Origin of the sequence: Streptomyces tibetensis, assembly GCF_007655005.1 — a bacterium.
Lineage (GTDB): Bacteria > Actinomycetota > Actinomycetes > Streptomycetales > Streptomycetaceae > Streptomyces > Streptomyces tibetensis.
Map to the genome: position 1 here is coordinate 26,030 of NZ_SZVW01000024.1, position 21,871 is coordinate 47,900.

The window sequence follows — 21,871 nt, forward strand, 5'->3', positions numbered from 1 at the left end:
GAGACGAGTAGCTCAATGGCAGCCAACAACCGCCGCATGTCCGGCAAGAAGGGCGCGCAGGTCGGCAGTGGCGGCCAGCGGCGCCGGGGCCTGGAAGGCAAGGGCCCCACCCCGCCCGCCGAGATGCGCAAGGGACACAAGAAGAACCGCGTCGCGGGCGCCAAGGCGAAGCAGGCCGTACGCCGGCCCACCGTGCGCGGCCGCGGCGGCAAGGGCACGTCCGAGCTGGTCGTCGGGCGCAACCCGGTCCTGGAGGCGCTGCGCGAGGGCGTCCCGGCCTCGACCCTCTACATCCAGCAGTTCATCGACAACGACGAGCGGGTGCGCGAGGCCCTCCAGGTCGCCGCCGAGCGCGGTGGCATCAACCTCATGGAGGCCCCGCGTCCCGAGCTGGACCGGATGACCAACGGCCTCAACCACCAGGGCATGGTCCTTCAGGTCCCGCCGTACGAGTACGCCCACCCCGAGGACCTGGTGGCCGCCGCCCACGACGACGGTGAGGACCCGCTGATCGTCGCTCTGGACGGCGTCACCGACCCGCGCAACCTCGGCGCGGTCGTCCGCTCCGTCTCCGCCTTCGGCGGTCACGGCGTCGTCGTCCCCGAGCGTCGCGCGGCCGGCATGTCGGCCGGTGCCTGGAAGACGTCCGCCGGTACGGCGGCCCGCACCCCGGTCGCCCGCGCCACCAACCTCACCCGGGCCCTGGAGGCGTACAAGAAGGCCGGCATCACGGTCGTCGGCCTGGCCGCCGACGGCGAGTCCGAGGTCGGCGAGCTTCCGGCGCTGGACGGCCCCGTCGTCATCGTCGTCGGCAGCGAGGGCAAGGGGCTGTCCCGGCTGGTCGGGGAGACCTGCGACCACCGGGTGCGGATCCCGATGCCGGGTGGCGCCGAGTCGCTCAACGCCGGTGTGGCGGCGGGGATCGTGCTGTACGAGGCGGCTCGCCGACGCCGCTGAACAAGAGTCCGGAACTTCACCCGTACGGGGTAATTCCGGTGTCATGGGGGCGATGAGGACAAGCTTGACGGGGTCCGGACAGATCCGGCGGGTCAAAGCAGTGTCCTAACGCGACGTCACTCGGTTAGATGAGTGTGGACACCAGAACACCCCGCACACCCACGGGGGACCGCTCGTCGGGACTCGACGACGCTCCCGCGCTGAGCATGGTGAAGGTGCCGAGCGACCCGGCGCAGGTCATCGTCAATCACGCGAGTTTCCGCGTGCAGTTGGGCGTCTCGACGCGTCGCGTCCAGTCCCCCCGGGTCGCACGGCATCTGACCGCCACCGAGGACACCGCCCGCATCCCCCAGGTGAGGAGCGGGGCGGACGGGGCCACCGCCCGCCGCCGGCCCGTCGTCTGGAGCGGTAGATCCGCCCCCGACGACACCGGCGCGCACCGGCTCCTGCAGGCCGTCCGGCACGAGAGCGTCCGCCACGCCGAGGAGGCCGCCTCCGGCACCGGAGCCACCCGGGTCATCTCCCGCGTGGGCCCGGGCTACGACGGCCCCGGACACCAGGACGCGGGCTACGGCGGCGACGGCTACGCGGGCGACGGCTACGAGGGCGACCTCGCCCAGACCGTCGAGACCCCGGTCGTCGGCCCGCAGCGCACCCACGAGCCCGCCGACGGCGCCCGGCTGCTGCCGCCCATGCGCACGGTCGGCAGCGCCTACGACGAACCCGCCTACCAAGACGGCGAGTTCGAGGAGTCCGGCACCGAAGCGGACGAACTCGGGCGCCGGGCCAAGCGGCACGGCGACGACCCGGCCCGGCACGCCTACTACCCCGGGCGCCGGATGAACCTCGGCGTCGTCCTGCTTCCGCTGCGCGTCTTCCTCGGCTTCATCTCCATCTACGCCGGCATGGGCAAGCTGTGCGACCCCGTCTACTTCGAAGGCGGCAAGCGTGGCTCCATGGTCAAGTGGCTCAACACCCTGCACCCGTGGGAAGTCGCCGAGCCGCTGCGCCAGTTCGCCCTGGAGCACCCGGTCGGCGCCGGCCTGGTCATCGCCTTCGCACAGGTCATCGTCGGCGTCCTGACGGTGCTGGGCTGCTGGCAGCGGGTCGCCGCCTGCCTGGGCGCCCTGCTGTCGGCGGCGCTGCTGGTCACGGTCAGCTGGAAGAGCGTCCCCGCCTACGAGACCCCCGACATCATCTATCTCGCCGCCTGGTCCCCGCTGATCATCGCCGGCGCCCCCGTCTACTCCGTCGACGGCCGCCTGGCCGGCAGTGCCTGGCGCCGTCTCGGCCCCCGTGCCGACATCTGGGACCTGCGCCGCTACGTGCTGCGGCGCGGCGCCCTCGTCACCGCCATCGCCACCGGCGTCACCCTGCTCGTCGGGTCGCTGCTCGGCGGCGCCGTCCGTGACGCCGACCGGGTCGTCGTCCCGGGCCCCGGCGAGGCCCCGCGCAACGAGCTGCCCGGCTCCCCGCTCCCGGGCGAGCCCGGCAAGCGCAAGGAGAAGCGGACCCCGTCGGCCTCCTCCTCGCCCACCCAGGGCGCCACGGCCGGCTCGGCGAGCCCCAGCGCGGGCACCACGACCCAGCCCGGTGCCACCCGCGACACCGGCACCGTCACCGGCGGTTCCCCCAGCCAGACCCAGGGCACCGCGGGCCAGGCACCGCCCCAGCAGTCCACCCCGGAGAACCAGGCGCCGAGCACCACGACCGGCCCCACCTCCGGCGGCACGACGACGGGCGGCTCGGGCTCGACCGGCGGCTCGGGCACCGGAGGCTCGTCCTCAACGGGCCGCCCGGGCCTGGTGGGCGGCCTGCTGGGCTAGCACCCGACCAGAACGCCGGAAGGCCCCGCATCACGCAGATGCGGGGCCTTCTTGCGCGTAGGCAGGGGTGCCACCGAGGTACGCGTCGACGGGGCAGCGAACTGACCTGCTCCCCGAGACGAGCGTCCGGTACGGCACGTCGGGCGGCATCGCGGCAGGGGCTTTTCGTCAGCTTGCCTCGGCAACGCCCGGCTGAGGCGACGTCGGGGTTCCGGCGCCCTCAGGGGGCGCGGCGGCGATGATGGAGTCGAGGATCGCGTGGGACGCCTGCAGGTCCTCGATGGCGCGGGTGATGCGCTCGCCCTCCCGGCGCAGCTGGGCGAGCAGGTCCGGACAGGTGGGCATGAGGCGCTCGTCGTCCGCCCGGATGCACGGCAGAACCTGAGAGATCAGAGCGGTCGGAAGGCCTGCCGCCAGCAGGCAGCGGATGCGGCGCACTGTCTCGACGTCCGACTCGCCGTAGACGCGGTAACCGCTGGGCAGCCTGCCGGGCGTCAGGAGTCCTTGCTGTTCGTAGTAGCGCAGCAGCCGCTCATGGACGCCGGTGCGCCGCACCATCTCCTTCATGCGCATGCCGCTCGCCTCATTCCCGCTTCCCTCTCCCGCGCCGCGATTTGACTCTGACATTGATGTCGGAGTTTAGCGTCGGCGCCATGACCACTGATCACGCGCTTCCCACCTCCCACCTCGACGTTCTCGTGCAGGGGCGCGGCCCCGCGCTGCTGCTGGCGCACGGCGCGGGCGGCAGCATCGAAGGGAACTTCGGCCTCGTCCTCGACGATCTCGCCCAGGACCACACTCTCGTCGGTCCGCACTACCCCGGGGCCGGTGGCTCTGCCGTAGCCGCCGAGCCCCTGAGCCTGGACGACCTCGCCGACCGCCTGGTCGCGGCCGCCGTCGCGGCCGGCCAGGACTCGTTCGCCGTCCTCGGGGAGTCCCTCGGCAGCGCCGTGGCCGTCCGGATCGCCACACGGCACCCCGACCGCGTCCGGGCCCTCGTCCTCACCGCCGGCTTCGCCGCCGCCGACCCCGTCCTGGCGCTCGCCGCCCGGCTGATCAAGTCCCTGGCAGCCGCGGGGCAATGGGAGGACGTGGCACGGCTCGCCCTCCTGTCCTGCATGTCCCCGGCGGACCTGGCCGACCTCGAACCGGCCGCCCTCGACGAGCCGGTCGCCCGGACTCTGGCCGCGATGCCGCCGGGCATGTCGGACCACTTCGACCTGGTGTCCCGTGTGGACGTGCGGGCCGATCTGGCGAAGGTGTCCGCCCCCACCCTGGTGGCGGCGCCGACCGGCGACCGGCTGGTGCTGCCCGAGAGCTCGTACCGTCTGGCGGCCGGCATCCCGGGCGCCCGGCTGGTCGAACTGCCCGGCGCCGCACACATCCTGAACCCGGCAGACCGGGCGACCTGGCTCCGCCACGTACGCGAGTTCCTCGCCGCGCTCCCCGCCACGTCGGTGTGAGCGCACCACGTCTCACGGAGCGGGCCGGTCCGCCCACGACGTCGCCTCGTCGGCGCCGGGCCGGCCTGCTCGTTCTCGCCACCACGACCTTCGTCGTCGTCACCACGGAGCTGCTGCCGGTCGGGTTGCTGACGCCGATCAGCGACGATCTGGGAGTCGCGCGATCACAGGTGGGGCTGCTGGTCACCGTGTACGCCTTCACCGTCGGCCTGACGGCAGCCCCGCTCACTCACTGGGCCGCCGGCTGGCCGCGCAAGCGCCTCTACATGACCGTGAGCGCGATCTTCTCCCTCGGCACCGTGCTCTCCGCGGCCGCCGAGAGCTACCCGGTCTTGGCGATCGGACGGTTCCTGTGCGGAATGGCGCACGGCGTCTTCTGGTCGATCGTCGCCGGATACGCGGCCGCGCTGGCCCCGCCCGGCCGCTCGGGCCGCACCACAGCCGCCGTCTTCGCCGGGAACTCGGCGGCCCTTGTTCTGGGTGTCCCCCTGGGCGCGGTCCTCGGCGGCGTCGCCGGATGGCGCGGTGCCTTCTGCGCCGCGGCGGCGCTCGGTCTCGGGGCACTCGCCGCCGCCCAGCGGCTCTTGCCCGGCATTCCCCACCGCCCCGCCCCGCCGCAGTCGACAGGACTCGGCGGCGCGCTGCGCCTGCCCGGCCTACGACGCATGGTGACAGCGACCGCGCTGCTCGTCCTCGGGCACTTCACCGTGTACACCTACGTGACCCCCCTCCTGCACGACGCCGCCGCCTTCAGCGAGGCCGCCACCGGCATGCTCCTGGCGGTGTACGGACTGGCGGGCTTCCTGGGGACATGGCTCGGCGGTGTCCTGGTGGACCGTCGCCCGCACACCGTCCTGCTCGGCACCATCGCCCTGATGGCCGGCTCACTGGTGCTGCTCGGTGCGAGCATCCGAGTGCAGCCACTCGCCGTGGCGGCCGTGGCCCTGTGGGGCGTCGCCTTCACCGCGCTGCCGGTGACGTTGCAGTCGGGTGTTCTCCGCCTGGGTGCCACCGCACCCGACGCCGCGTCCTCCTGGTACGTCTCGGCGTTCAACCTGGGCATCGGGGGAGGAGCCCTGGCCGGCGGGCTGCTGAGCACCTTCCCGGTGGAGGCGCTCCCGTGGATGGCACTGATCTCCGTCGTACCGGCCTTCGTCGTCGCCTGGACCACACGGGCAGCCTTCCCGCCTCCACAGCCGCGGTGATGCCGGGTTCACCGGCCGCCCCTCCGGTGATCATCACGACCCGCGGTGAACGATTCCGGCCCACAGAGGGGAGGGGTACGCATCCACCACGGTCGTGCCGGGAGGCGGAGCGGACGGGGGGCGCGGGGAACTGCGCGACAAGCCACGACGAGCTGTCGGCCGCCGACGGGAGGCAACCGGCCGAGCTCTCGGCGCTTGAACGCCCCCAGCTCCTCGACGGGGGGGCAGGCCCCCTCGCCACCCGGCCCGACCGGCGGAGCCCTCAGCGTCCCAGCGCCGCCAGTTCCTTCGCCGCCTCGGTCAGGTCCTTCGCCGTGTCGATGGCCCGCCAGTACGACCCCTGGGGGATGGTGAACCCGGCCAGCCGGCGCTCACGGGCCAGGTGGGGGAACGTCGTCCGCTCGTGGTCCCCCCGGTGCGGCAGCAGCCCGGCGAACTCGGGGGAGAAGACGTACACGCCGGCGTTGATCTCGAAGGTCGACGGCGGTGCCTCGATGAAGTCGGTGATGCGTCCGAAGCCGTCGGTCTGCACCGCGCCCCAGGGCAGCCGGGGCCGCGCCAGCGCAAGGGTCGCGACGGCGTCCCGCTCGGTGTGGAAATCGGCCATGTCCCGCAGCGAGAACCGCGTCCAGATGTCGCCGTTCGTCGCGTACCAGGGCTGGTCGGGGTGGGGAAGGTGCGCCGCGGCGTACTTGAGGCCGCCGCCGCGCCCGAGTGGCTCCGGCTCGACGACCGTCGTGACGGTGAGGGGCAACTCGGCGGTGTCCAGCCACTTCTGCAGCACCTCGGCGAGGTGGCCGCAGGAGACCACGACGTCCGTCACGCCCTCGTCGGCGAGCCAGGACAGCTGATGGCCGATGATCGGCGTCCCGGTCCCGGGGATCTCGACCATCGGCTTGGGCCGGTCGTCGGTGTACGGACGCAGCCGGGAGCCCTGGCCACCGGCCAGAACGACGGCTTGAACGGGGCGGGACGCGGCGCTCGGATCGCTCATGGACACGAACTGTACGTGGCGTCCCGCCCGGGGTCTGCGGCCGACGAGGGTTCCGGCGTCAGCCGTTATGGACTTCCTACCCGGTGGCAGGGCGGTGTGCTCAGCTGTGCGCGGCGGCGACGCCGGTGGCGAAGGCGGTGTCGCAGACCGGGCGCGCGTACGACTGGGCGCGGGTCGGGCCGTAGACGGCGACGGCGGCCTGGCCGAGGGCGCGGGCGATGGACGCGCAGTGCTTCGCCAGCGACGGGCGGCCGTTGACGGCCTGCTGGAGGTGGCCGAGTGCGACGCCCGGGTCCTCCTCCTGCAGTTCGGTCAGCAACTTGTCGCGCAGGACCTCCTGAGGCGCGCGCTTGGCCGCCCGCGGGGTGCCCACGGAGGTGTCCGCGGCGGTGAGTACCGGTTCGGTGGAGTTCCCCGACCAGTTGACTCGGGTGACCGCGAGGGTCCCGGAGAGCACCAGGACGACGGGCAGGACGAAAGCGAGGGTGCGGCCGACCCGGCGGGCGGGGCCCTGACCGCGTCGCGTCTGTTGGTTCATGGAGTGCTTCACGCGTGTGAGGGTAGCGCCCGGTAATGGTTTGTAGACATTTAGTCACCGGTTCGGGGGATGAGAAAGGACCACTTTCCGGGTAGGGCGTTGACGCACAGTGCTCGAAACGTCCGGTCTGCCGGGGTATTTGTCGACAACGAGAAGGGCCCCGCGGCACGCCGCGGGGCCCTCGTCGTCAACCTGGGTGATTCACCCGGGTTGTGCGTTTGCCGGTTGATCAGTCGGACAGGCGCGCACCGGTCGACGTCGAGAAGACGTGGGTCTCGCCGGAGCGGGGCACGACGTGCAGCTGGCTGCCCTTCTCCGGGACGTCACGACCGCTGACACGGACGACGAGGTCCTTGGACTCGTCGCCGACCTTGGCGGTGCCGTAGACGTACGCGTCGGCGCCGAGCTCCTCGACGACGTTGACGGTGACCGCGAGGCCCAGCTCGGCGTCCGGGCCGGCCACCTCGAAGTGCTCGGGGCGGACGCCCACGGTGACGGTCTTGTCGGTGGCGGCGGCGATCGCGTCGCGCTGCACCGGCACGACCGACTTGCCGAACTTCACGCCGCCGTCGGTGATCGGCACCTCGACGAGGTTCATCGCCGGGGAGCCGATGAAGCCGGCCACGAAGAGGTTGGCGGGCTTGTCGTACATGTTGCGCGGGGTGTCGATCTGCTGGAGCAGACCGTCCTTGAGGACCGCCACACGGTCGCCCATCGTCATGGCCTCGACCTGGTCGTGGGTGACGTAGACGGTGGTGATGCCCAGACGGCGCTGGAGCGAGGCGATCTGCGTACGCGTCGACACACGGAGCTTGGCGTCCAGGTTGGACAGCGGTTCGTCCATGAGGAAGACCTGGGGCTCACGCACGATGGCGCGGCCCATGGCGACACGCTGGCGCTGACCACCGGAGAGGGCCTTCGGCTTGCGGTCCAGGTACTCGGTGAGGTCGAGGATCTTCGCGGCCTCTTCGACCTTCTGCCGGATCTCCGCCTTGTTGACGCCGGCGATCTTGAGCGCGAAGCCCATGTTGTCGGCGACCGTCATGTGCGGGTAGAGCGCGTAGTTCTGGAACACCATGGCGATGTCCCGGTCCTTGGGCGGCAGGTGCGTGACGTCACGGTCGCCGATGCGGATGGCGCCGCCGTTGACGTCCTCGAGCCCCGCGAGCATGCGGAGCGAGGTGGACTTGCCGCAGCCGGAGGGGCCGACGAGGACGAGGAACTCGCCGTCCTCGATGTCGATCTCCAGCGCGTCGACGGCGGGCTTGGTGGAACCCGGGTAGATCCGGGTCGCCTTGTCGAACGAGACAGTGGCCATGGTGAATGAACCCCTTCTACCGGCAGGAACGTGCCGGACGATCCGAGTAGGAAGGCGGTGCCACGACGGGTGATCCGTTGTGGTGTAGTCCACGCGTGTGAACTGGCTCAGGACGGTACCCGGCGTTCACACGTCTGTCAGTAGTTCCGGACCTGTGAACTTCGCGGAAATTTTCGAAGCGGTACGTTACGGCTGTCCGGACGTGTTGGTTTCCGGTTCCCCGTAACGGTCCGCGAGCACCGCGACCGCCCGGGCCACTGCCCGCCGGAGCCCGGGAGGGCCGAGCACCTCCGCCTCCGTGCCGAGCCGGAGCAGATCGCCCACGGCCACCGCCTCCGACTCGACGGTCAGCTCGACCTCCACCCAGCCGTCCCCGTCGGGCGGCCCCGCGCCCTCCAGGGCGTGTACGCCCGCCGCGCCGAACTGCATCGGCAGCAGCCGCCGCGCGCGGGGCGAGATCCGGAGCCGGGCGGTGTCCTGACGCAGGGCGGCCTCCAGGCGCCGGGAGGACTCGGCCCAGCAGGCGGCGAGGTCGAAGCCCGCGGGACGCTCGAACACCTCGCCGGTGTCCTCCACGGCCAGGACGCGCGAGACCCGGTAGGTCCGTACGGTCTCCTCCGCCAGGGCGACCAGGTACCAGATGCCGCTCTTCAGGACGAGCCCCAGCGGCCGCACCTCCCGGCGTACCTCGCCGCGCCAGCGCCGGTAGTGCAGCCGCAGCACCCGCCGCTCCCACACGGCCGCCGCCACGGCCTCCAGGCACGGCACCGGGTCGGCCTCCCGGAACCAGGCCGGCGCGTCCAGATGGAACCGCTCCTGCACCCGCCGCGCCTGCCCGGCGAGCTCCGTGGGCAGCGCCGCCTGCACCTTCAGCTGGGCGCTGGCCAGTACCGCGCCCAGCCCGAGATCCCGGGCGGGCCCGGGCATCCCGGCGAGGAACAGCGAACCTGCCTCGGCGTCGGTCAGTCCGGTCAGCCGCGTCCGGTACCCGTCGACCAGCCGGTAGCCGCCCTCGGGCCCCCGGTCGGCGCACACCGGCACACCGGCCGCCCCCAGCGCCTCGACGTCCCGGTAGACCGTCCGCACCGACACCTCCAGCTCGGCGGCGAGCTCGGGCGCGGTCATCCGCCCGCGGTTCTGGAGCAGCAGGAGCAGGGAGAGGAGCCGGTCGGCGCGCATGGGGGCCATTGTGGCGGCGTTCGGCGCCGTACCTGACAGGAGATGTCAGGTACGGCGTCCAGGCTGGTGGTCGAGGACATCCGGAGCCGACCGAGAGGACCACCCATGCCCGGCACCCGCACGACCACCGGCCACTTCACCTTCGCCGACTGGCAGGAACGCGTGATCGGCCCCGGCGAGGACGCAAACCCCCGCCTCGCCCACGCCTCGGTCCGCAACACCTTCACCGGCGGTATCGAGGCGGCCGGGACGACCTGCGAGTACGCGATCGTCTACGTCACCGAGAAGACCGGCTCCTTCAGCGGCATGGAACTGCTCACCGGCCGCGTGGACGGCCGTGAGGGGAGCTTCGCGGTGGAGGAGCGGGGGTGGTTCGGCGAGGACGGAACCGTGCACTGCACGTTCGAGGTGGTGCCGGGGTCGGGCAGCGGCGAGCTGACCGGCCTCACCGGGAAGGGCGGTTTCACCGCACGGCACGGCGAGAAGGCGGTGGCGTATCGGTTCGCCTACGAGGTGGAGCAGGGGGCCGGCCGAACGGAACTTCGTGGCTCGGCGTAACGGGCTCTGTGTACAGTGGTGCCGCCCTCACGCGCGGCGACGCGGTGCACGGCACCCGCCTCCTTAGCTCAGCTGGCCAGAGCAACGCACTTGTAATGCGTAGGTCGTCGGTTCGAATCCGACAGGGGGCTCTGCTGAAACCCCAGGCCAGATTGTCACTGACCTGGGGTTTTCTTCTGTCGCTTGGGGGAGGCGCGTCACACGGCCTGGTTGTCGTGGGATCACGTGCGTGAGCGGTGACCGTGAGGGAGTGCCGGTCGAGGTTGGTCTCCGGCCAGGGCTGCCCGCACGCCTCGTCGGGGTGGTCGAACGTGATGATCTGCCGGCCGACCGCGTCGTTCAGGGCAGCGCGGAGCGTCGCCTTCATGGCCTTGCGGCGGGCCCGGTTCTCCAAGCCCTTCCACGGCACGGTCGCAGGTCCTCGACCGCCGCCCGCCGCGGGGCGTTCTGCTCCAAGGATCTCGGCGTTGGCGTCGGTCGCCGGTGCGGGGATCAACGCGAGCCACGGCGGGACCTCCTTGCGGGCCGTGGGGGCTCTCACATGAAGTTTTTGGTGTGCAGGGCTGCCAGCGCCGCCGCTTCATCCTCGGGGAAGCCGATGAAGGCCAGGCGTCTTCGGCGGCCTTCGTCCATGGCCTGTTGAAGCTGTTGCACCTTTTTCCAGCCGCGTTCGATGGCCGCCGGCTGCCACGAGCCGGCGGCGATGAGGACCAGGGCGTCGAAGACGTGCTGGTTGAGCCCGGCGGTGTCCACGAGTGCGGCGTGCCTGCGCTCCACGGCTGTGCGCAGACGCGTCAGGAAGGCGGGGTCACGTTCGACCGCATGAGCGGTGTGGGCGACCCCGAACGCGACATGCCGGGCCTCGTCACGCGCGGCCAAGCGGGTCACATCCGCCGTGACGGAGTCCGGCGCGTGCCGATGGAGGAATCGGAGCAGGTCGACGAAGGATCCTTCCCCCAGGACGGACAGCAGGAAGGAAGCGAGTGTGAAATCCGGTTCGTCCAGCAGTGTCTGGAGCGAGGTGCGGCCGCCTGCGCCCGACACCCCCAGTTCGGTGCGGTTGAGCAGCGCTCGGCGGGTGAACACCTCCATGTGACGGGCCTCGTCGGCGACCTGCACGGCGAGGAGTTGCATGACCTCCCTGAAGTGCGGATGCAGGCGGGAGAGGAGGCGGGCCGGCAGGACCAGGGCGGCCTGCTCGTTCTCCACCAGGTAAGTCATCACCTGCACCACGGCGTCCTCGACGGCTGCGGGAAGCTCCACCCGCGTGTCCCAGTCGACCGCCGTCGCCGGATCCCACTGCCCCGCAGCCGCCTGTGCGTACAGGCGTGGAGCCACATCCGCCCACACGAGGTCGCGGTCCACCCAGTCCACCGAGAGGGCGGGGCCGCCGGGCTCGACGAGAGCACCGCGGGCCGCGAGTCCCCAGCGCCGGTCGGCGCGCTCGACGACCTGTCCCGGAAGCGCGCTGCCGGCCCGCTCGGCACCGTGCCGACGGCTCTCGTCCGACGATCCGTTGACGATCACGGGGAGAGGGCCGGCCATGTCGAACCCGTGACCGTTCGCCCGGCACCAGGCGCGCAGGTGGACGGCGAGCGCCGGGTGCCGTCCTCGAACGGCCAGGCGCGTCCCGGGCGGGCGGTTGAGCAGGGCGTGCTGTACGAGGAGGTGGCCGCCGACGTCGAGTCCCAGGTTCTCAAGGTCGATAGTCGGCAGCCGTGACGCGTCCTCGTTCGTCGTAGAAGCCACTCGTGCTCACCGCCCTCTCCAACGCCGTATAGCCCTGGAGGCGACCCGGTCGCCATTCCTTGAGCCCTTCCAGGTCGAGCAGGGGCCTGACCTCGGCGTCTGCGTAATCCATGGCGAGGAGCAGCCGCGTGAACGCCTCGACGGCCGCCGGGTCCGCCGACGGCCCCGCCGTCATGTTGCAGTGGTCGTAGGGGTCCGTCTGGGCGATCACCCTGACCGCCCCGGAGGGCATGAGCCCCTCGCGTGAGAACGTCAGCAGGTTCGTGTCGCTCAGGCACGCGGCATCGGCCTTTCCGGCCATGAGCGCCTCCACCGCCGCGCGCTCGCCGCCGATGTGGTCGCCGTGCAGTCCCGTACCGATGTCGAAGCGCAGTACGCGGACGTCTCGCAAGTGGCCCGCCGTACGGAGCTGTTCCAGCGGCAGCAGGGTCGCCTGGGGCGAGTCGACGGCTCCGGTGGCCAGGGTGCGGCCGGAGAGGCCGGTCGGCGAGGTCAGTGAGGAGTCCGCGCGCACGACGACGACGGAGGTCAGGTCACAGTCGGTGTCTCGCATGGCCACGGCCCGCACCTGCTCGCCGCGCGCCTCCGCGAGGCGTCTGGAACGCACCCAGGCCAGCGGGGAGTTCCACGCCGCGTCGATCCGCCCGGCCAGGAGATCGGTCACCTGCCGCTCGTAGTGGGAGTACAGGACGTAGTCGAACGCGAAACCCTGGCCACGGAACCAGGTACGGAAGCCGTCCCAGATGGTCACGACCTTGGGGTCGTACGCCACGGCACCCAGCACCAGAGAGGTCGTCACTGCGCGCCCCCGTCCAGGAGCGGCAGGCCGAGCAGGGCACGTCCGGTGAAGTCGAGGAGTGCATCGGTGGTGGGGGCCATGACGCGTGCGGCCCGCGAGTCGCGGAAGCGCCTCTCGAGGCCCAGTTCCTTGCGGAACGCAGCTCCGCCGCAGACTTTCAGCGCCGCGTCCGCCACTTCCGCCGACGTCTCGGCGGCGGCCGCCTTCACCTCCAGCGTGAGCAACTGTGCCTCGGGAAGCCCCTGTTCCAGGGCATCGACGGTCTTGTCGAGCAGGGCACGTGCGCTGTCGGTCTCGATACGCATCCGGGCGGCGGCGGCCCGCGCCACGGGCTGGTCGGCCAGTGACTGGTCGAGATGCTCGAGCCGGGTGCTGCGGAGGTGCTGGAGCGTCTCCGCCACGACGGCGTCCGCCAGTCCCACGCTCGCTGCCGCGTTGAGCACGAGGAACCAGGGCAGGGCCACGGTGAGTGCGAGATCGAGGCCCGAGCCGTCGGCCCCGAGCCTGCGGTCCTCGGAAACGTGCAGGCCCTTGGTCTCGACGGGTGCCGAGTGGTTGCCTCGCAGACCCAGCCCGTCGAAGCGCCGTGTCACCGACAGTGCCGGATCCTTCGAGTCGACCAGCCACAGTGTCATGGCTCCCGGCGAGGCGGCCGGCCGGCTCGACCACACATAGCTGTCCGCCTCTCCGGCGGACGTCACCCAGCTCTTGCTCGACTCCAGCACGATGGCGCCGTCACGGGGTGTCGCCGTGCCCATCGGCGCCCAGAAGTGACTGCGGGAGCCCGCCTCGGAGAAGGCCAGGGTCGTCAGGTGGCGTCCGGAGGCGATGTCCTGGCGCATCTCGTCGGTCCCGACGGCCGTGATGAGCGCGGTGGCGCTGTAGTGCATCAGCACCACCATTGCCGTTGAGCCGCAGGACCCGGCAAGACGACGGACGACATCGGCGGCTGCCCGTACGGTCTGTCCGCCCCCTCCGGACTCCCGTGGCACCGTGAGCCCCAGCAACCCCGCGCCACCCATCGCTTCCACGGCTTTGCGGGGGAAGATGCCGTCGCGGTCGACCCGTTCCGCCTCGGGCTGCACGACGTCTTCGATGATCTGTTGCAGGGCTTCTTCGTACGGCATTTCTTCTCCTGATCCAGTGCGCGGTGCGCGGTGCGCGGTGAACGGTGGCAGGTGGAGGTGGCAGATGGCGTGGGACGGAGGGCGAGGGGACGGAGGGCGAGGGGAAGGGGTGAGTTCAGGTGCACTGCCTGTGTGTCGCGTCGATGCGCCTGGTGAGCCCCGTCCGGTCCATCAGTTCCAGGAGGGGCACCGCGACGCGGCGGGTGGTGCCCAGTGCCTGTCGTGCCTGGCTGAGTGTGAACGGCCCGGAGAGGGCGGACAGACGCTGCCGGGCTCGCTGCGGTGCGTCGGGCAGCAGCACGACGCTCCCCGGCAGGCGCAGCAGCAGCCCGTTGCGGGCGGCCGCGGCGACATGCCGTTCCGTCAGCCCCAGCGACAGCAGTTCGTCCACGGAGGGGGCCCCGAAGGGTGTCTCGGTCAGACGATCGCGAACGGATCGCATCGCGCGTTCGACGGCTTCCGGGAACGCGGGCCTCGCACCCGCACGGTGCACTCCGGTCGCGTCGTGCACCAGACCGGCTTCGCCGACGAGGGCGTCGAGCAGACCGGGGTCGGGCAGCGCCAGTTCCCGCACGGCCGTCTCGCGGGAGATCCCGGGCGCCAGCGGGTGTTCTCGCGCCCACTCGTCCGTGACCTGGCACAACCGCGTTCTCCAGGTGTCCCACTGTCTCGTGTGGACCAGCCAGTCTCCGACGGTGACAGCGTCCAAGGCCGGTTCGCTGCCCGGGGGCAGGACCCCTGTGGCCAGCAACCGGCTTCGGGTGACGGCGCCCAGGCGTTCGACTTCCAGGGCCGGCTCGGGAATGTCGGGCACGTCGGCGAGTGCCGCGCCGCGCGCCGCTGCCGCCCCACGCCGGTCGAGCGGCGGCGGGAGGACATCGAGGACGACCGCGCCGATGATGATCTTCCGGTTCCCCGGCGCGCGGATCACGCCGCGTTCGCCCTGGTGCACTGCGATCGGGTCGGCGAGTCCGAGACGTGCGGTGTCGGGGCCGAGGGGTCTGGCCCGTACGGGTATGGCGGCGGAGCCGAGGTGGAACACGAGTTCCTTGGGCAGTCGCTCCACCAGCCGCGTCAGGCGGACGTCCAGTTCGCCGGCGACCGTCCATCCTTCCGGGCCGATCAGCGCCTGCCCGCGCCTTACCGAGGAGCAGGCGCTGCCGCGCAGATTGAGGGCGACACGGGAGACCGCCGCAGCGCCGCTCACCGTCGCCTTGAGGCATTCCATCGAGCGGACGCGGACGGTGCGGCCGGTCGAGGCGATCCGGAGCTCGTCTCCGACGGAGATGCTGCCGCTGCCGAGCGTGCCGGTGACCACGGTGCCCGCGCCCGGCACGGTGAAGACCCGGTCGACCCACAACCGGGCGGGCCGTCCCGGGTCCGGTGCCGGCATCCGGGCGACCATCCTCGCGCAGGTGTCACGCAGGATGTCCATGCCGTATCCGGTGATCGCGCTGGTTTCCACGATGTCGACGTCCGCCAGCGACGTGCCGGCCAGGTGCTCACGAGCCTCCGCGACAGCCGGTGCGGGGTCGGCGAGGTCGGCGCGGGTGACGGCGAGAACGCCGTACCGCACGTCGAGGGCGTCGAGTACCGCGAGATGCTCCTCGGTCTGTCTCGCCCACCCCCCGTCGGCCGCCACCGTGAGCAGAGTCGCGGGTGCGGGTCCCACGCCGGCCAGCATGGTGGTGAGGAACCGCTCGTGCCCGGGAACGTCGACGAAGGCCGCTGTCTCGCCGCCCGGGAGGGTGGTCCACGCGTATCCGAGGTCGATGGTCATGCCGCGGCGCCTCTCCTCGGGCAGCCGGTCGGTCTCCATCCCCGTCAGGGCCCTGAGCAGTGCGGTCTTGCCGTGGTCCACATGACCGGCGGTGGCTATCACTCGCATGCGGCCTGCCCTCGTTCCTGGGAGCCCGCGCCCCGCCGCTCGGCCGCGCCCCGCCGCTCGGCCGCGCTCCGTCCACCGGCGTGCTCGGCCTCCACGACCGTGGAGGCCCGCAGGACCGCCCCCGCCAGCTCGCCGTCGCGTTCCGCCGGCACGCACCTCAGATCCAGCAGGCAGTGCCCGCGTTCGGCCCGGCCCACCACGCAGGGCTCACCCGCGCGCAGCGCCTGTGTGTACCCGGAGGGCAGACGGACCGCCCAGCCGGGCAGCCCGACGCCCGGTGCGCCACCGCCGCCGACGATGCCGTCGCTCGGTACCGCACCGGCGGGTATCTGCCGGGCGGTGAGTCGGCGGGCCAGTTCCTCGGCGCGGGCGCGCAGCTCCTGGGCGTCCGCGTGCAGGAAGGTGAAGGCGGGTGGCCTGGGCCCCAGGAGGGTCGCTTCCAGGGCGGCGAGGGTCAGCTTGTCCACGCGCAGGGCCCGGGCGAGAGGGTGGGCGCGCAGGGCGTCGACGACCTCGCGGGTGCCGAGCAGCAGGCCCGCCTGCGGGCCGCCCAGAAGCTTGTCGCCACTGGCGGTGACCAGGTCTGCTCCCTGTGCGAGCCAGTCGTCCGCGTCGGGCTCCTCCGGGAGCACCGGGTCGGCGGTGAGCAGGCCGGAACCGATGTCGGCGACCACCGGTGGGCCGAGCGTGGCCAGGTCGGCGACGGAGACGGAGCTGGTGAAGCCCTCGACGCGGAAGTTGGACGGGTGGATCTTCAGGAGGAAGCCCGTGCGGGGGCCGATCGCCCGGCGATAGTCGTCGAGATGTGTGCGATTGGTCGTTCCGACCTCACGCAGTTGCGCGCCGGTGCTGACCAGGAGGTCGGGCAGGCGGAAGCCGTCTCCGATCTCGATGAGTTCCCCGCGGCTGACGACGATCTCTCGGCCCGCGGCGAGGACCGTGGCGGCGAGGACCAGGGCGGCGGCGCCGTTGTTGACGACATGGACTTCCTCGGCCCTGGGTACGACCGCGCGCAGGGCCGCCAGGGTGCCCCGCCCCCGGCGGGCTCTCGTCCCGCTCTCCGTGTCGAACTCGACGTCCACGTAGCCACTGGCCGCCTGTACGGCCTCGACAGCGGCTGCGGACAGGGGCGCACGGCCGAGGTTGGTGTGCAGGACGACGCCCGTCGCGTTGAGGACCGGGCGCAGTGTGCCGGCGGTCGGCGGCAGCAACGCCGTGGCCAGGTCGGCGACGGCTTCAGGGGGTATCTCTCCGCCGCGTGCCCGCCGCTGGGCCTTGTGGACGGCTTCCTTGACGACTCCGTGCCCGAGCCGGCGGGCCGCGTCGGCGAGACGGAGGTCGGCCAGCAGGGAGTCGGTGCCCGGGATGCGTCGGCGCGGATCGTCCGCGGCGCGTCTCGCCGTCGTCATCCGACCACGAGGGTGTGGTCCTGGGCGGGCAGCAGTTCGCCGATGACCGGAGCCCCCGGTATCTCGCCGACGATCAGCAGTCCGCCGGACGTCTGGGCGTCGGCCAGCAGCAGACGCTCCTCCTCGTCGACGGCCGCGCCCCACCGTGTGTGAGGGTCGACCCAGGCGAGATTGCGCCTGCTCCCGCCACTGACGAATCCGTCCCGGACCGCCTCGCGGGCACCGTCGAGGTAGGGAACGGCGGCCGGGTCCACCCTGGCTGTGACGCCGCTCGCGCGCGCCAGCTTGTGGAGGTGTCCCAGCAGTCCGAAGCCGGTGACGTCGGTCGCGCAGACGGCGCCCGCGGACAGTGCCGCCGAGGAGGCGTCCCGGTTCAGGGTGGTCATGGCTGCGACAGCTTGCGGGAAGTTCTCCCCGGTGCGTTTGTGGCGGGTGTTGAGGACGCCGATCCCCAGGGGCTTGGTCAGTGACAGGGGCAGACCGGGCCGGCCGGCATCGTTGCGCAGGAGGCGGTCCGCGTCCGCGATCCCGGTCACCGCCAGGCCGTACTTGGGGTCGGCGTCGTCGATGCTGTGTCCGCCCGCCAGATGGCAGTCGGCGGCGCGGGTGACGTCGAGCCCGCCACGCAGCACCTCCCCGGCGAGTTCCATGGGCAGGGTGTCGGTCGGCCAGGCCAGCAGGTTCACGGCGACGACAGGGGTGCCGCCCATGGCGTAGACGTCGGAGAGGGCGTTGGCGGCCGCGATGCGGCCCCAGTCGTAGGCGTCGTCGACGACCGGTGTGAAGAAGTCGGTGGTGAGAATGGTCGCCTGCGTCCCCTGCAGACGTACGACGGCCGCGTCGTCGCCGCCGTCCAGTCCGACAATGAGTTCCCCCTGGCCGAACTCTCGTGCAGGATCGGGCAGCTGAGCCACCATCGATTCGAGCCGGCCCGGGTCGATCTTGCAGGCACAGCCTCCGCCGCGGGCGTATTGCGTCAGTCGTACGTCGGGTGTCCGTGGAGCGGAACGCGTCTGCTGGGGCTGGGTGTCGGTGTGCATGCTTCCCACTGTCGAAAGGAGCTTCAGTGATCGAATCCGGCTGTCGTGCCAGGGACGGGTCGGTTACGGTGGCGCCGGAGGCGTCAGGGTTCCTGGTGGGCCTCCCCGCCTTCAAAGCGGGTGGGGCGAGGCATCCTCGCCCGGCGGGTTCGATTCCCGTCCGCCTCCGCCGGGTCGAGCGGCTCTCGCCGCTCCGGAGACCGGTGCCGGGCCGCTTCTCTCGGCCCGGCACCGGTCTCCTGCCTTTGCTCAGCCGAGCAGCGGTCCCATACCGGAGCGGCCGGGCCTGACGAGGACCACGTCCTCGGGTCCCGAGGTGACCCGCACCTGTCCGGCCGTGCGCCGCATGGAGCCCACGGACTCCATGCGTATCGCTTCGTCGACGTCGACTCCCGGGCGGTTCAGGTGCATGGAGATGACGTCCTGAGGGCTGCCGTCGGCAGCGACGTCGGCGGCCACGTAGACGTTCGAGGTGCCGTCCGGGTTGTCCTTGATGAAGGCGACGCCCCGGTCTGTCGGAGTACGAGTGATCACGAGTGGTTCCTCCTGTCTGTGTGAAGGTCTGTGTGAAGGTCTGTCTGAAGGTCTGCGTGCAGGGTGGAACCTGCGGCGAACAGCGGTTCCCGTGCAGCGGTCGGCGTACCGAACATGACCTGCTTCCACTCGCCGCTGTAGGCGTAGATCCCACAGGACGTGGTGGCGCGCAGACGGGCCGGTAGGCGCGACGCCGTGATGTGACGCTGTGACTCGCCCATGGCATAGACACTGTCCAGCCGGTCCCAGAGCGAGAAGCTCAGGAGGGTCCGGCTGCGCCACTGGACGAGCGTGGTGTGGCCGAGGTAGCCGTCGGCCACCCGGCGCACCTCACGTTTGACCCTGTGGTGCAGGGCGAGGATGAGCAGCAGGGAGAGCAGGCCGCGGCACTCGAAGCGGGTGAGGACCACCTGCCCCCGCGGATCACTGACACGCCGATGTCCGGTCATCTCACCAGTTCCCCAGGGTGACGACCGCGGCGACCACCAACAGGGCGACACCGCAGGTCCTTCGGATCAGGGTGAACCAGAGCCGAATTCTGTCGCCCTGGTCGGGCATTCCGTTGATGCTGTAGTACACGCTCCGCACCGCGATCGTCAGCACACCGACCACGGTCATGCCGACCAGGACCCACCCCGCGGCGGACGGGACCAGCAGCCCCGTTCCGACGAGAGCAGCCCAGGTCAACGAGGTGCTCTTCTGCGTCGTGAACAGCAACGACAGGTCGAACCCCCAGACCAGACCGAGCCTCCCGGGGGGAATGCTCCGGACGTACGCCTGAGGTACCTGGCGCCAGGTGTGCGGTGTGCGGTTGGCGATGTCGGCAAGGCCGAGCAACACCAGCATCACCGCGACCGCCACCAGCCGCACATGGGGCGGCAGCCACCACTCCAGCAGTGTGCCCAGTGCGAACAGGACCGCTGCGAAGAGCAGTGAGGCGACGCATCCGCCGACGAGAAGCCCCGTCAGGAACCTGGTGCCTTGTGCTTTGTTGCGGCGCAGCATGGGACCGGCGACCCCGGCCATGGACTGGCCTCAAGGGCTGAAGACCTGAAGGACCGCCGCGACACCGGCGATCACCAACCATGTCACCATCGTGGAGTCTCCGTCAGCTGTGCAGGCACTGGGCCGCGGACAGCCTGTTGCCCGCCGTCTCGCAGCAGGCGCAGTGGAGTGCGCCCGTGGAGCTCTCGCAGTACCAGATGTAGGCCGCGTGCGACTTGCAGTAGCTGTAGGTGGTGTTCTCGGGCCAGTTGGCCAGGTTGCAGCACGCGGGCGCGGCCGCGGCTTCCTGCGTGCCGGCGAAGACACCTGCCGAGGCCGCGAGGCCGGTGGCGCCGATGCGGCCCAGGAGCCGACGGCGTCCCACGCCCTTCTTGGGCCCGGCGCCTTCGGCCGACGCAGCACTTTTGCGGAACTTCACTTGAGTTCTCCTGTCATCACGGTCTGGAGCTTCTGCTGGATCGCGCGGAACGTTCCGAACGTGTAGGCGTCGGTCAGCACTCCTTCCTCGAACACCAGGGCGGAGGGGCTGCTGTTGACCCCCAGACTCCCGACGGTCCAGGTACCGCCCTCGTCGACGTAGTGAGGGATCTTGTGCAGCGCGTGGCGGGAGACGAACTCCGCGCCCGCCTCGGCGCTGCCGGAGGAGACGATCAGCCTGTACTGGTCGCCGAGTTCCTCCGTAGCCAGGTGGGAGAGTTCCTCACCCACCTTGCTGCACGTGGCGCACACCGGGCTGAGGACCAGCAGGACTCTGCGTCCCCGGTCCATGTGCGCACCCAGCGCGTCCGGCCAGTCGGCCGGCGCGACACCCAGGGTCGCGTCCCGCAACGGGACGACGGACTGCTCCTCGCCTGGATCGGGCACGCGTGAGGAGAGTTCCCCCATCATCGCGAAGAGCAGTGCGACGGCTACGGTCAGAACGAGCAGTGCCACTGAGATCAGGACGGTCATGCGGCGGGCTCCGGCTGTTTGAGTAGGTTTCCGAGCACGGTGTATGCGCGCTTGCGATGCGAGTGGAGCAGCCAGCCTCCTGTCACGATCGCCCCCAGCCCGGCGACACCGGCGGACGCGGAGCCCGTCTGCGAGGTGCCCACGCCGTGCACCCACAGCGACGACACCGCGGCGGCAAGGATGGCGACACCCATCACGACGTTGCTGACACCGAGCGGGCTGGTGCTGTCCGCACCGAAGCAGCCGCACGGCTCGGTGCTGCCCCGCAGCAGTCCGAGGATCCCGGCTCCGGCGAAGAGGACACCGAGCGCGGCCAGCGGCACATGCACCGGCCCGCGCAGGGAGGGCAGCGCCATGGCCACGGCCACCGTGATCTCCACGACGGCCAGGGCACGGATGACAGCAGCGGGCACGGGGCCCCTGCCGGGTCGAAGCTCACCTGCGGCCGCCGCTGCGAGCGAGGGCGCGACCAGCTTGGCCGCGCCGCCCCTCACGAGCAGGGCGACGGCGACCGCGTCGGCACACACCAGTAAGGCATCAGTGGTTGTCATGTGTCCCCCGTTGATTGCCGTGGCGTCACGGCCGTTCTCAGCCGGCGAGGTACTCCACGTCGAGGCTGTCGGAATGCCCGGCCCAGGAGAGGGAGAACGTCCAGCATCCCGGCTTCGGCATGTCGACGAGGGAAGGGCCGGGCCCCCTGACCGAGCGGGTCACCACTTCGTCCGTGCCGGCGAGGTTGGCCTTGATGGTCAACCGGTCGTCGGGCCCCATGTCAGCGGCCCCCTCGGCGTCCTTCGCCACCCAGAGGATCTTGTTCTCCCGGCCCTTGGCTGCCGGAGCGTGATACGGGTATCCGAAGAGCACCGCGGCGATTTCGCCCTTTTCGCCGATGATGTGGCGCTGTGATACCTCTCGCGGGAATCCCTTCCGCGCCCACGAGGGAAGGGAGCCCTGCTTCACCGCGGGGCTGCAACTCCCTGCCGCGTTCGACCCGGCGACGGTTCGAGTGGATTTCGTCGCCTTCGTATGGTCCGGGCTGTTGTCGGCTTTGCTGCAACCGCTTGCCGTGAGCACCGCGGCCGTCACCAGAGCCATGAGCACACCAGGCACGGCGGAGCCGTTCGGACGCCGCGCGATCAGTCGACTCAGGTGTACAGGCATCCCGGCTCCGATGCATCGCTGCAGCTCGCCTGGGCGAAGCCCGGCGAGCGAGTTGAACGGTGAATGACAAGTGGTCACTGTTCCACGGGTCTCGAAGGGCCGGGAACGTGCTATTTGGCCAAGCCCACAGGCGCCCCAAGGGCACGGACGCCCCTGTCGCGGGCGCCTTC

Annotated in this window: 23 protein-coding genes and 2 tRNA genes; 7 read left to right on the forward strand and 18 right to left on the reverse strand. The window is 71.3% G+C overall.

What is annotated here, in order from left to right:
* The first annotated feature begins 15 nt into the window (after positions 1 to 15).
* Together rlmB and FDO69_RS33710 are read left to right on the forward strand one after the other, a co-directional pair.
* On the forward strand, positions 16 to 957 hold the full coding sequence (gene rlmB, locus FDO69_RS33705; protein WP_104785892.1) for a 23S rRNA (guanosine(2251)-2'-O)-methyltransferase RlmB: 942 nt from the start codon (positions 16 to 18) through the stop codon (positions 955 to 957).
* 128 nt (positions 958 to 1,085) lie between these two features.
* On the forward strand, positions 1,086 to 2,783 hold the full coding sequence (locus FDO69_RS33710; protein WP_104785895.1) for a DoxX family protein: 1,698 nt from the start codon (positions 1,086 to 1,088) through the stop codon (positions 2,781 to 2,783).
* A gap of 168 nt (positions 2,784 to 2,951) precedes the next feature.
* On the opposite strand, the gene FDO69_RS33715 is transcribed toward FDO69_RS33710, so the two are convergent.
* On the reverse strand, positions 2,952 to 3,356 hold the full coding sequence (locus FDO69_RS33715) for a MerR family transcriptional regulator (protein ID WP_104785898.1): 405 nt from the start codon (positions 3,354 to 3,356) through the stop codon (positions 2,952 to 2,954).
* An 80-nt stretch (positions 3,357 to 3,436) separates the two neighbouring features.
* Between FDO69_RS33715 and FDO69_RS33720 the strand changes: the two genes are divergently transcribed.
* Together FDO69_RS33720 and FDO69_RS33725 are read left to right on the forward strand one after the other, a co-directional pair.
* Positions 3,437 to 4,246, forward strand: coding sequence for an alpha/beta fold hydrolase (locus tag FDO69_RS33720; RefSeq protein ID WP_104785900.1), 810 nt, complete (start codon positions 3,437 to 3,439; stop codon positions 4,244 to 4,246).
* Positions 4,243 to 5,451 carry an MFS transporter gene (locus FDO69_RS33725; RefSeq protein ID WP_199838348.1) on the forward strand — a complete coding sequence of 403 codons (1,209 nt, stop codon included), beginning with the start codon at positions 4,243 to 4,245 and terminating at the stop codon, positions 5,449 to 5,451. The genes FDO69_RS33720 and FDO69_RS33725 overlap by 4 nt, the downstream gene beginning before the upstream one ends.
* 262 nt (positions 5,452 to 5,713) lie before the next feature.
* On the opposite strand, the gene FDO69_RS33730 is transcribed toward FDO69_RS33725, so the two are convergent.
* The 4 genes from FDO69_RS33730 to FDO69_RS33745 all read right to left on the reverse strand — a co-directional run bounded on the left by FDO69_RS33730 (position 5,714) and on the right by FDO69_RS33745 (position 9,480).
* Positions 5,714 to 6,445 (reverse strand): nucleotidyltransferase family protein, encoded by a 732-nt coding sequence (locus tag FDO69_RS33730; RefSeq protein ID WP_104785903.1) that lies wholly within the window; start codon positions 6,443 to 6,445, stop codon positions 5,714 to 5,716.
* 100 nt (positions 6,446 to 6,545) lie between these two features.
* On the reverse strand, positions 6,546 to 6,995 hold the full coding sequence (locus tag FDO69_RS33735) for a hypothetical protein (RefSeq protein WP_104785906.1): 450 nt from the start codon (positions 6,993 to 6,995) through the stop codon (positions 6,546 to 6,548).
* A 217-nt stretch (positions 6,996 to 7,212) separates the two neighbouring features.
* Positions 7,213 to 8,301, reverse strand: coding sequence for an ABC transporter ATP-binding protein (locus FDO69_RS33740; protein ID WP_104785909.1), 1,089 nt, complete (start codon positions 8,299 to 8,301; stop codon positions 7,213 to 7,215).
* Between the two features lie 186 nt (positions 8,302 to 8,487).
* Complete coding sequence (locus FDO69_RS33745; RefSeq protein WP_170320982.1) at positions 8,488 to 9,480, reverse strand: helix-turn-helix transcriptional regulator; 993 nt, start codon at positions 9,478 to 9,480, stop codon at positions 8,488 to 8,490.
* A 105-nt stretch (positions 9,481 to 9,585) separates the two neighbouring features.
* On the opposite strand from FDO69_RS33745, the gene FDO69_RS33750 reads away from it, so the two are divergent.
* Together FDO69_RS33750 and FDO69_RS33755 are read left to right on the forward strand one after the other, a co-directional pair.
* A complete protein-coding gene (locus FDO69_RS33750; RefSeq protein WP_104785914.1) occupies positions 9,586 to 10,038 on the forward strand; it encodes a DUF3224 domain-containing protein in 453 nt (150 codons plus the stop codon).
* A gap of 57 nt (positions 10,039 to 10,095) precedes the next feature.
* Positions 10,096 to 10,169, forward strand: a tRNA-Thr gene (locus tag FDO69_RS33755).
* Between the two features lie 406 nt (positions 10,170 to 10,575).
* On the opposite strand, the gene FDO69_RS33760 is transcribed toward FDO69_RS33755, so the two are convergent.
* The 6 genes from FDO69_RS33760 to selD all read right to left on the reverse strand — a co-directional run bounded on the left by FDO69_RS33760 (position 10,576) and on the right by selD (position 18,050).
* Positions 10,576 to 11,787 (reverse strand): ferritin-like domain-containing protein, encoded by a 1,212-nt coding sequence (locus FDO69_RS33760; protein ID WP_234388209.1) that lies wholly within the window; start codon positions 11,785 to 11,787, stop codon positions 10,576 to 10,578.
* Positions 11,735 to 12,586, reverse strand: coding sequence for a phosphate/phosphite/phosphonate ABC transporter substrate-binding protein (locus FDO69_RS33765; RefSeq protein WP_104785917.1), 852 nt, complete (start codon positions 12,584 to 12,586; stop codon positions 11,735 to 11,737). The genes FDO69_RS33760 and FDO69_RS33765 overlap by 53 nt, the downstream gene beginning before the upstream one ends.
* Positions 12,583 to 13,713 carry an acyl-CoA dehydrogenase family protein gene (locus FDO69_RS33770; RefSeq protein WP_104785920.1) on the reverse strand — a complete coding sequence of 377 codons (1,131 nt, stop codon included), beginning with the start codon at positions 13,711 to 13,713 and terminating at the stop codon, positions 12,583 to 12,585. Before FDO69_RS33770 ends, FDO69_RS33765 begins: the two co-directional genes overlap by 4 nt.
* 115 nt (positions 13,714 to 13,828) lie before the next feature.
* Positions 13,829 to 15,601 (reverse strand): selenocysteine-specific translation elongation factor, encoded by a 1,773-nt coding sequence (gene selB, locus FDO69_RS33775; protein WP_104785923.1) that lies wholly within the window; start codon positions 15,599 to 15,601, stop codon positions 13,829 to 13,831.
* On the reverse strand, positions 15,592 to 17,010 hold the full coding sequence (selA, locus tag FDO69_RS33780; RefSeq protein ID WP_104785926.1) for an L-seryl-tRNA(Sec) selenium transferase: 1,419 nt from the start codon (positions 17,008 to 17,010) through the stop codon (positions 15,592 to 15,594). The genes selB and selA overlap by 10 nt, the downstream gene beginning before the upstream one ends.
* Positions 17,007 to 18,050: a selenide, water dikinase SelD gene (gene selD, locus FDO69_RS33785; protein WP_104785929.1), complete on the reverse strand. Its 1,044-nt coding sequence runs from the start codon at positions 18,048 to 18,050 to the stop codon at positions 17,007 to 17,009. The genes selA and selD overlap by 4 nt, the downstream gene beginning before the upstream one ends.
* Before the next feature lie 76 nt (positions 18,051 to 18,126).
* Here selD and FDO69_RS33790 point away from each other — a divergent pair.
* A tRNA-Sec gene (locus tag FDO69_RS33790) sits at positions 18,127 to 18,219 on the forward strand.
* Between the two features lie 80 nt (positions 18,220 to 18,299).
* Here the strand turns inward: FDO69_RS33790 and FDO69_RS33795 are convergent.
* The 7 genes from FDO69_RS33795 to FDO69_RS42425 all read right to left on the reverse strand — a co-directional run bounded on the left by FDO69_RS33795 (position 18,300) and on the right by FDO69_RS42425 (position 21,635).
* Positions 18,300 to 18,584: a hypothetical protein gene (locus FDO69_RS33795; RefSeq protein WP_104785931.1), complete on the reverse strand. Its 285-nt coding sequence runs from the start codon at positions 18,582 to 18,584 to the stop codon at positions 18,300 to 18,302.
* Positions 18,581 to 19,033, reverse strand: a complete 453-nt coding sequence (locus tag FDO69_RS33800) for a hypothetical protein (protein WP_104785934.1) — start codon at positions 19,031 to 19,033, stop codon at positions 18,581 to 18,583. Before FDO69_RS33800 ends, FDO69_RS33795 begins: the two co-directional genes overlap by 4 nt.
* A gap of 1 nt (position 19,034) precedes the next feature.
* Positions 19,035 to 19,610, reverse strand: coding sequence for a hypothetical protein (locus FDO69_RS33805; protein ID WP_104785936.1), 576 nt, complete (start codon positions 19,608 to 19,610; stop codon positions 19,035 to 19,037).
* An 82-nt stretch (positions 19,611 to 19,692) separates the two neighbouring features.
* A complete protein-coding gene (locus FDO69_RS33810) occupies positions 19,693 to 20,007 on the reverse strand; it encodes a hypothetical protein (RefSeq protein WP_104785939.1) in 315 nt (104 codons plus the stop codon).
* Positions 20,004 to 20,540, reverse strand: coding sequence for a hypothetical protein (locus FDO69_RS33815; protein ID WP_104785942.1), 537 nt, complete (start codon positions 20,538 to 20,540; stop codon positions 20,004 to 20,006). Before FDO69_RS33815 ends, FDO69_RS33810 begins: the two co-directional genes overlap by 4 nt.
* Complete coding sequence (locus FDO69_RS33820; protein ID WP_104785945.1) at positions 20,537 to 21,091, reverse strand: MauE/DoxX family redox-associated membrane protein; 555 nt, start codon at positions 21,089 to 21,091, stop codon at positions 20,537 to 20,539. Before FDO69_RS33820 ends, FDO69_RS33815 begins: the two co-directional genes overlap by 4 nt.
* Positions 21,092 to 21,128: 37 nt before the next feature.
* Positions 21,129 to 21,635, reverse strand: coding sequence for a hypothetical protein (locus FDO69_RS42425; RefSeq protein ID WP_234388210.1), 507 nt, complete (start codon positions 21,633 to 21,635; stop codon positions 21,129 to 21,131).
* Positions 21,636 to 21,871: the final 236 nt, after the last annotated feature.

Excerpts from the sequence above, each read along its gene's own strand:
- rlmB (WP_104785892.1), top strand. The coding sequence starts at position 16 with ATGGCAGCCAACAACCGCCGCATGTCCGGCAAGAAGGGCGCGCAGGTC.
- FDO69_RS33710 (WP_104785895.1), top strand. The coding sequence starts at position 1,086 with ATGAGTGTGGACACCAGAACACCCCGCACACCCACGGGGGACCGCTCG.
- FDO69_RS33715 (WP_104785898.1), bottom strand. The coding sequence starts at position 3,356 with ATGCGCATGAAGGAGATGGTGCGGCGCACCGGCGTCCATGAGCGGCTG.
- FDO69_RS33720 (WP_104785900.1), top strand. The coding sequence starts at position 3,437 with ATGACCACTGATCACGCGCTTCCCACCTCCCACCTCGACGTTCTCGTG.
- FDO69_RS33730 (WP_104785903.1), bottom strand. The coding sequence starts at position 6,445 with ATGAGCGATCCGAGCGCCGCGTCCCGCCCCGTTCAAGCCGTCGTTCTG.
- FDO69_RS33740 (WP_104785909.1), bottom strand. The coding sequence starts at position 8,301 with ATGGCCACTGTCTCGTTCGACAAGGCGACCCGGATCTACCCGGGTTCC.
- FDO69_RS33745 (WP_170320982.1), bottom strand. The coding sequence starts at position 9,480 with ATGCGCGCCGACCGGCTCCTCTCCCTGCTCCTGCTGCTCCAGAACCGC.
- FDO69_RS33750 (WP_104785914.1), top strand. The coding sequence starts at position 9,586 with ATGCCCGGCACCCGCACGACCACCGGCCACTTCACCTTCGCCGACTGG.
- FDO69_RS33770 (WP_104785920.1), bottom strand. The coding sequence starts at position 13,713 with ATGCCGTACGAAGAAGCCCTGCAACAGATCATCGAAGACGTCGTGCAG.
- selB (WP_104785923.1), bottom strand. The coding sequence starts at position 15,601 with ATGCGAGTGATAGCCACCGCCGGTCATGTGGACCACGGCAAGACCGCA.
- selA (WP_104785926.1), bottom strand. The coding sequence starts at position 17,010 with ATGACGACGGCGAGACGCGCCGCGGACGATCCGCGCCGACGCATCCCG.
- selD (WP_104785929.1), bottom strand. The coding sequence starts at position 18,050 with ATGCACACCGACACCCAGCCCCAGCAGACGCGTTCCGCTCCACGGACA.
- FDO69_RS33800 (WP_104785934.1), bottom strand. The coding sequence starts at position 19,033 with ATGACCGGACATCGGCGTGTCAGTGATCCGCGGGGGCAGGTGGTCCTC.
- FDO69_RS33805 (WP_104785936.1), bottom strand. The coding sequence starts at position 19,610 with ATGGCCGGGGTCGCCGGTCCCATGCTGCGCCGCAACAAAGCACAAGGC.
- FDO69_RS33815 (WP_104785942.1), bottom strand. The coding sequence starts at position 20,540 with ATGACCGTCCTGATCTCAGTGGCACTGCTCGTTCTGACCGTAGCCGTC.
- FDO69_RS33820 (WP_104785945.1), bottom strand. The coding sequence starts at position 21,091 with ATGACAACCACTGATGCCTTACTGGTGTGTGCCGACGCGGTCGCCGTC.
- FDO69_RS42425 (WP_234388210.1), bottom strand. The coding sequence starts at position 21,635 with ATGGCTCTGGTGACGGCCGCGGTGCTCACGGCAAGCGGTTGCAGCAAA.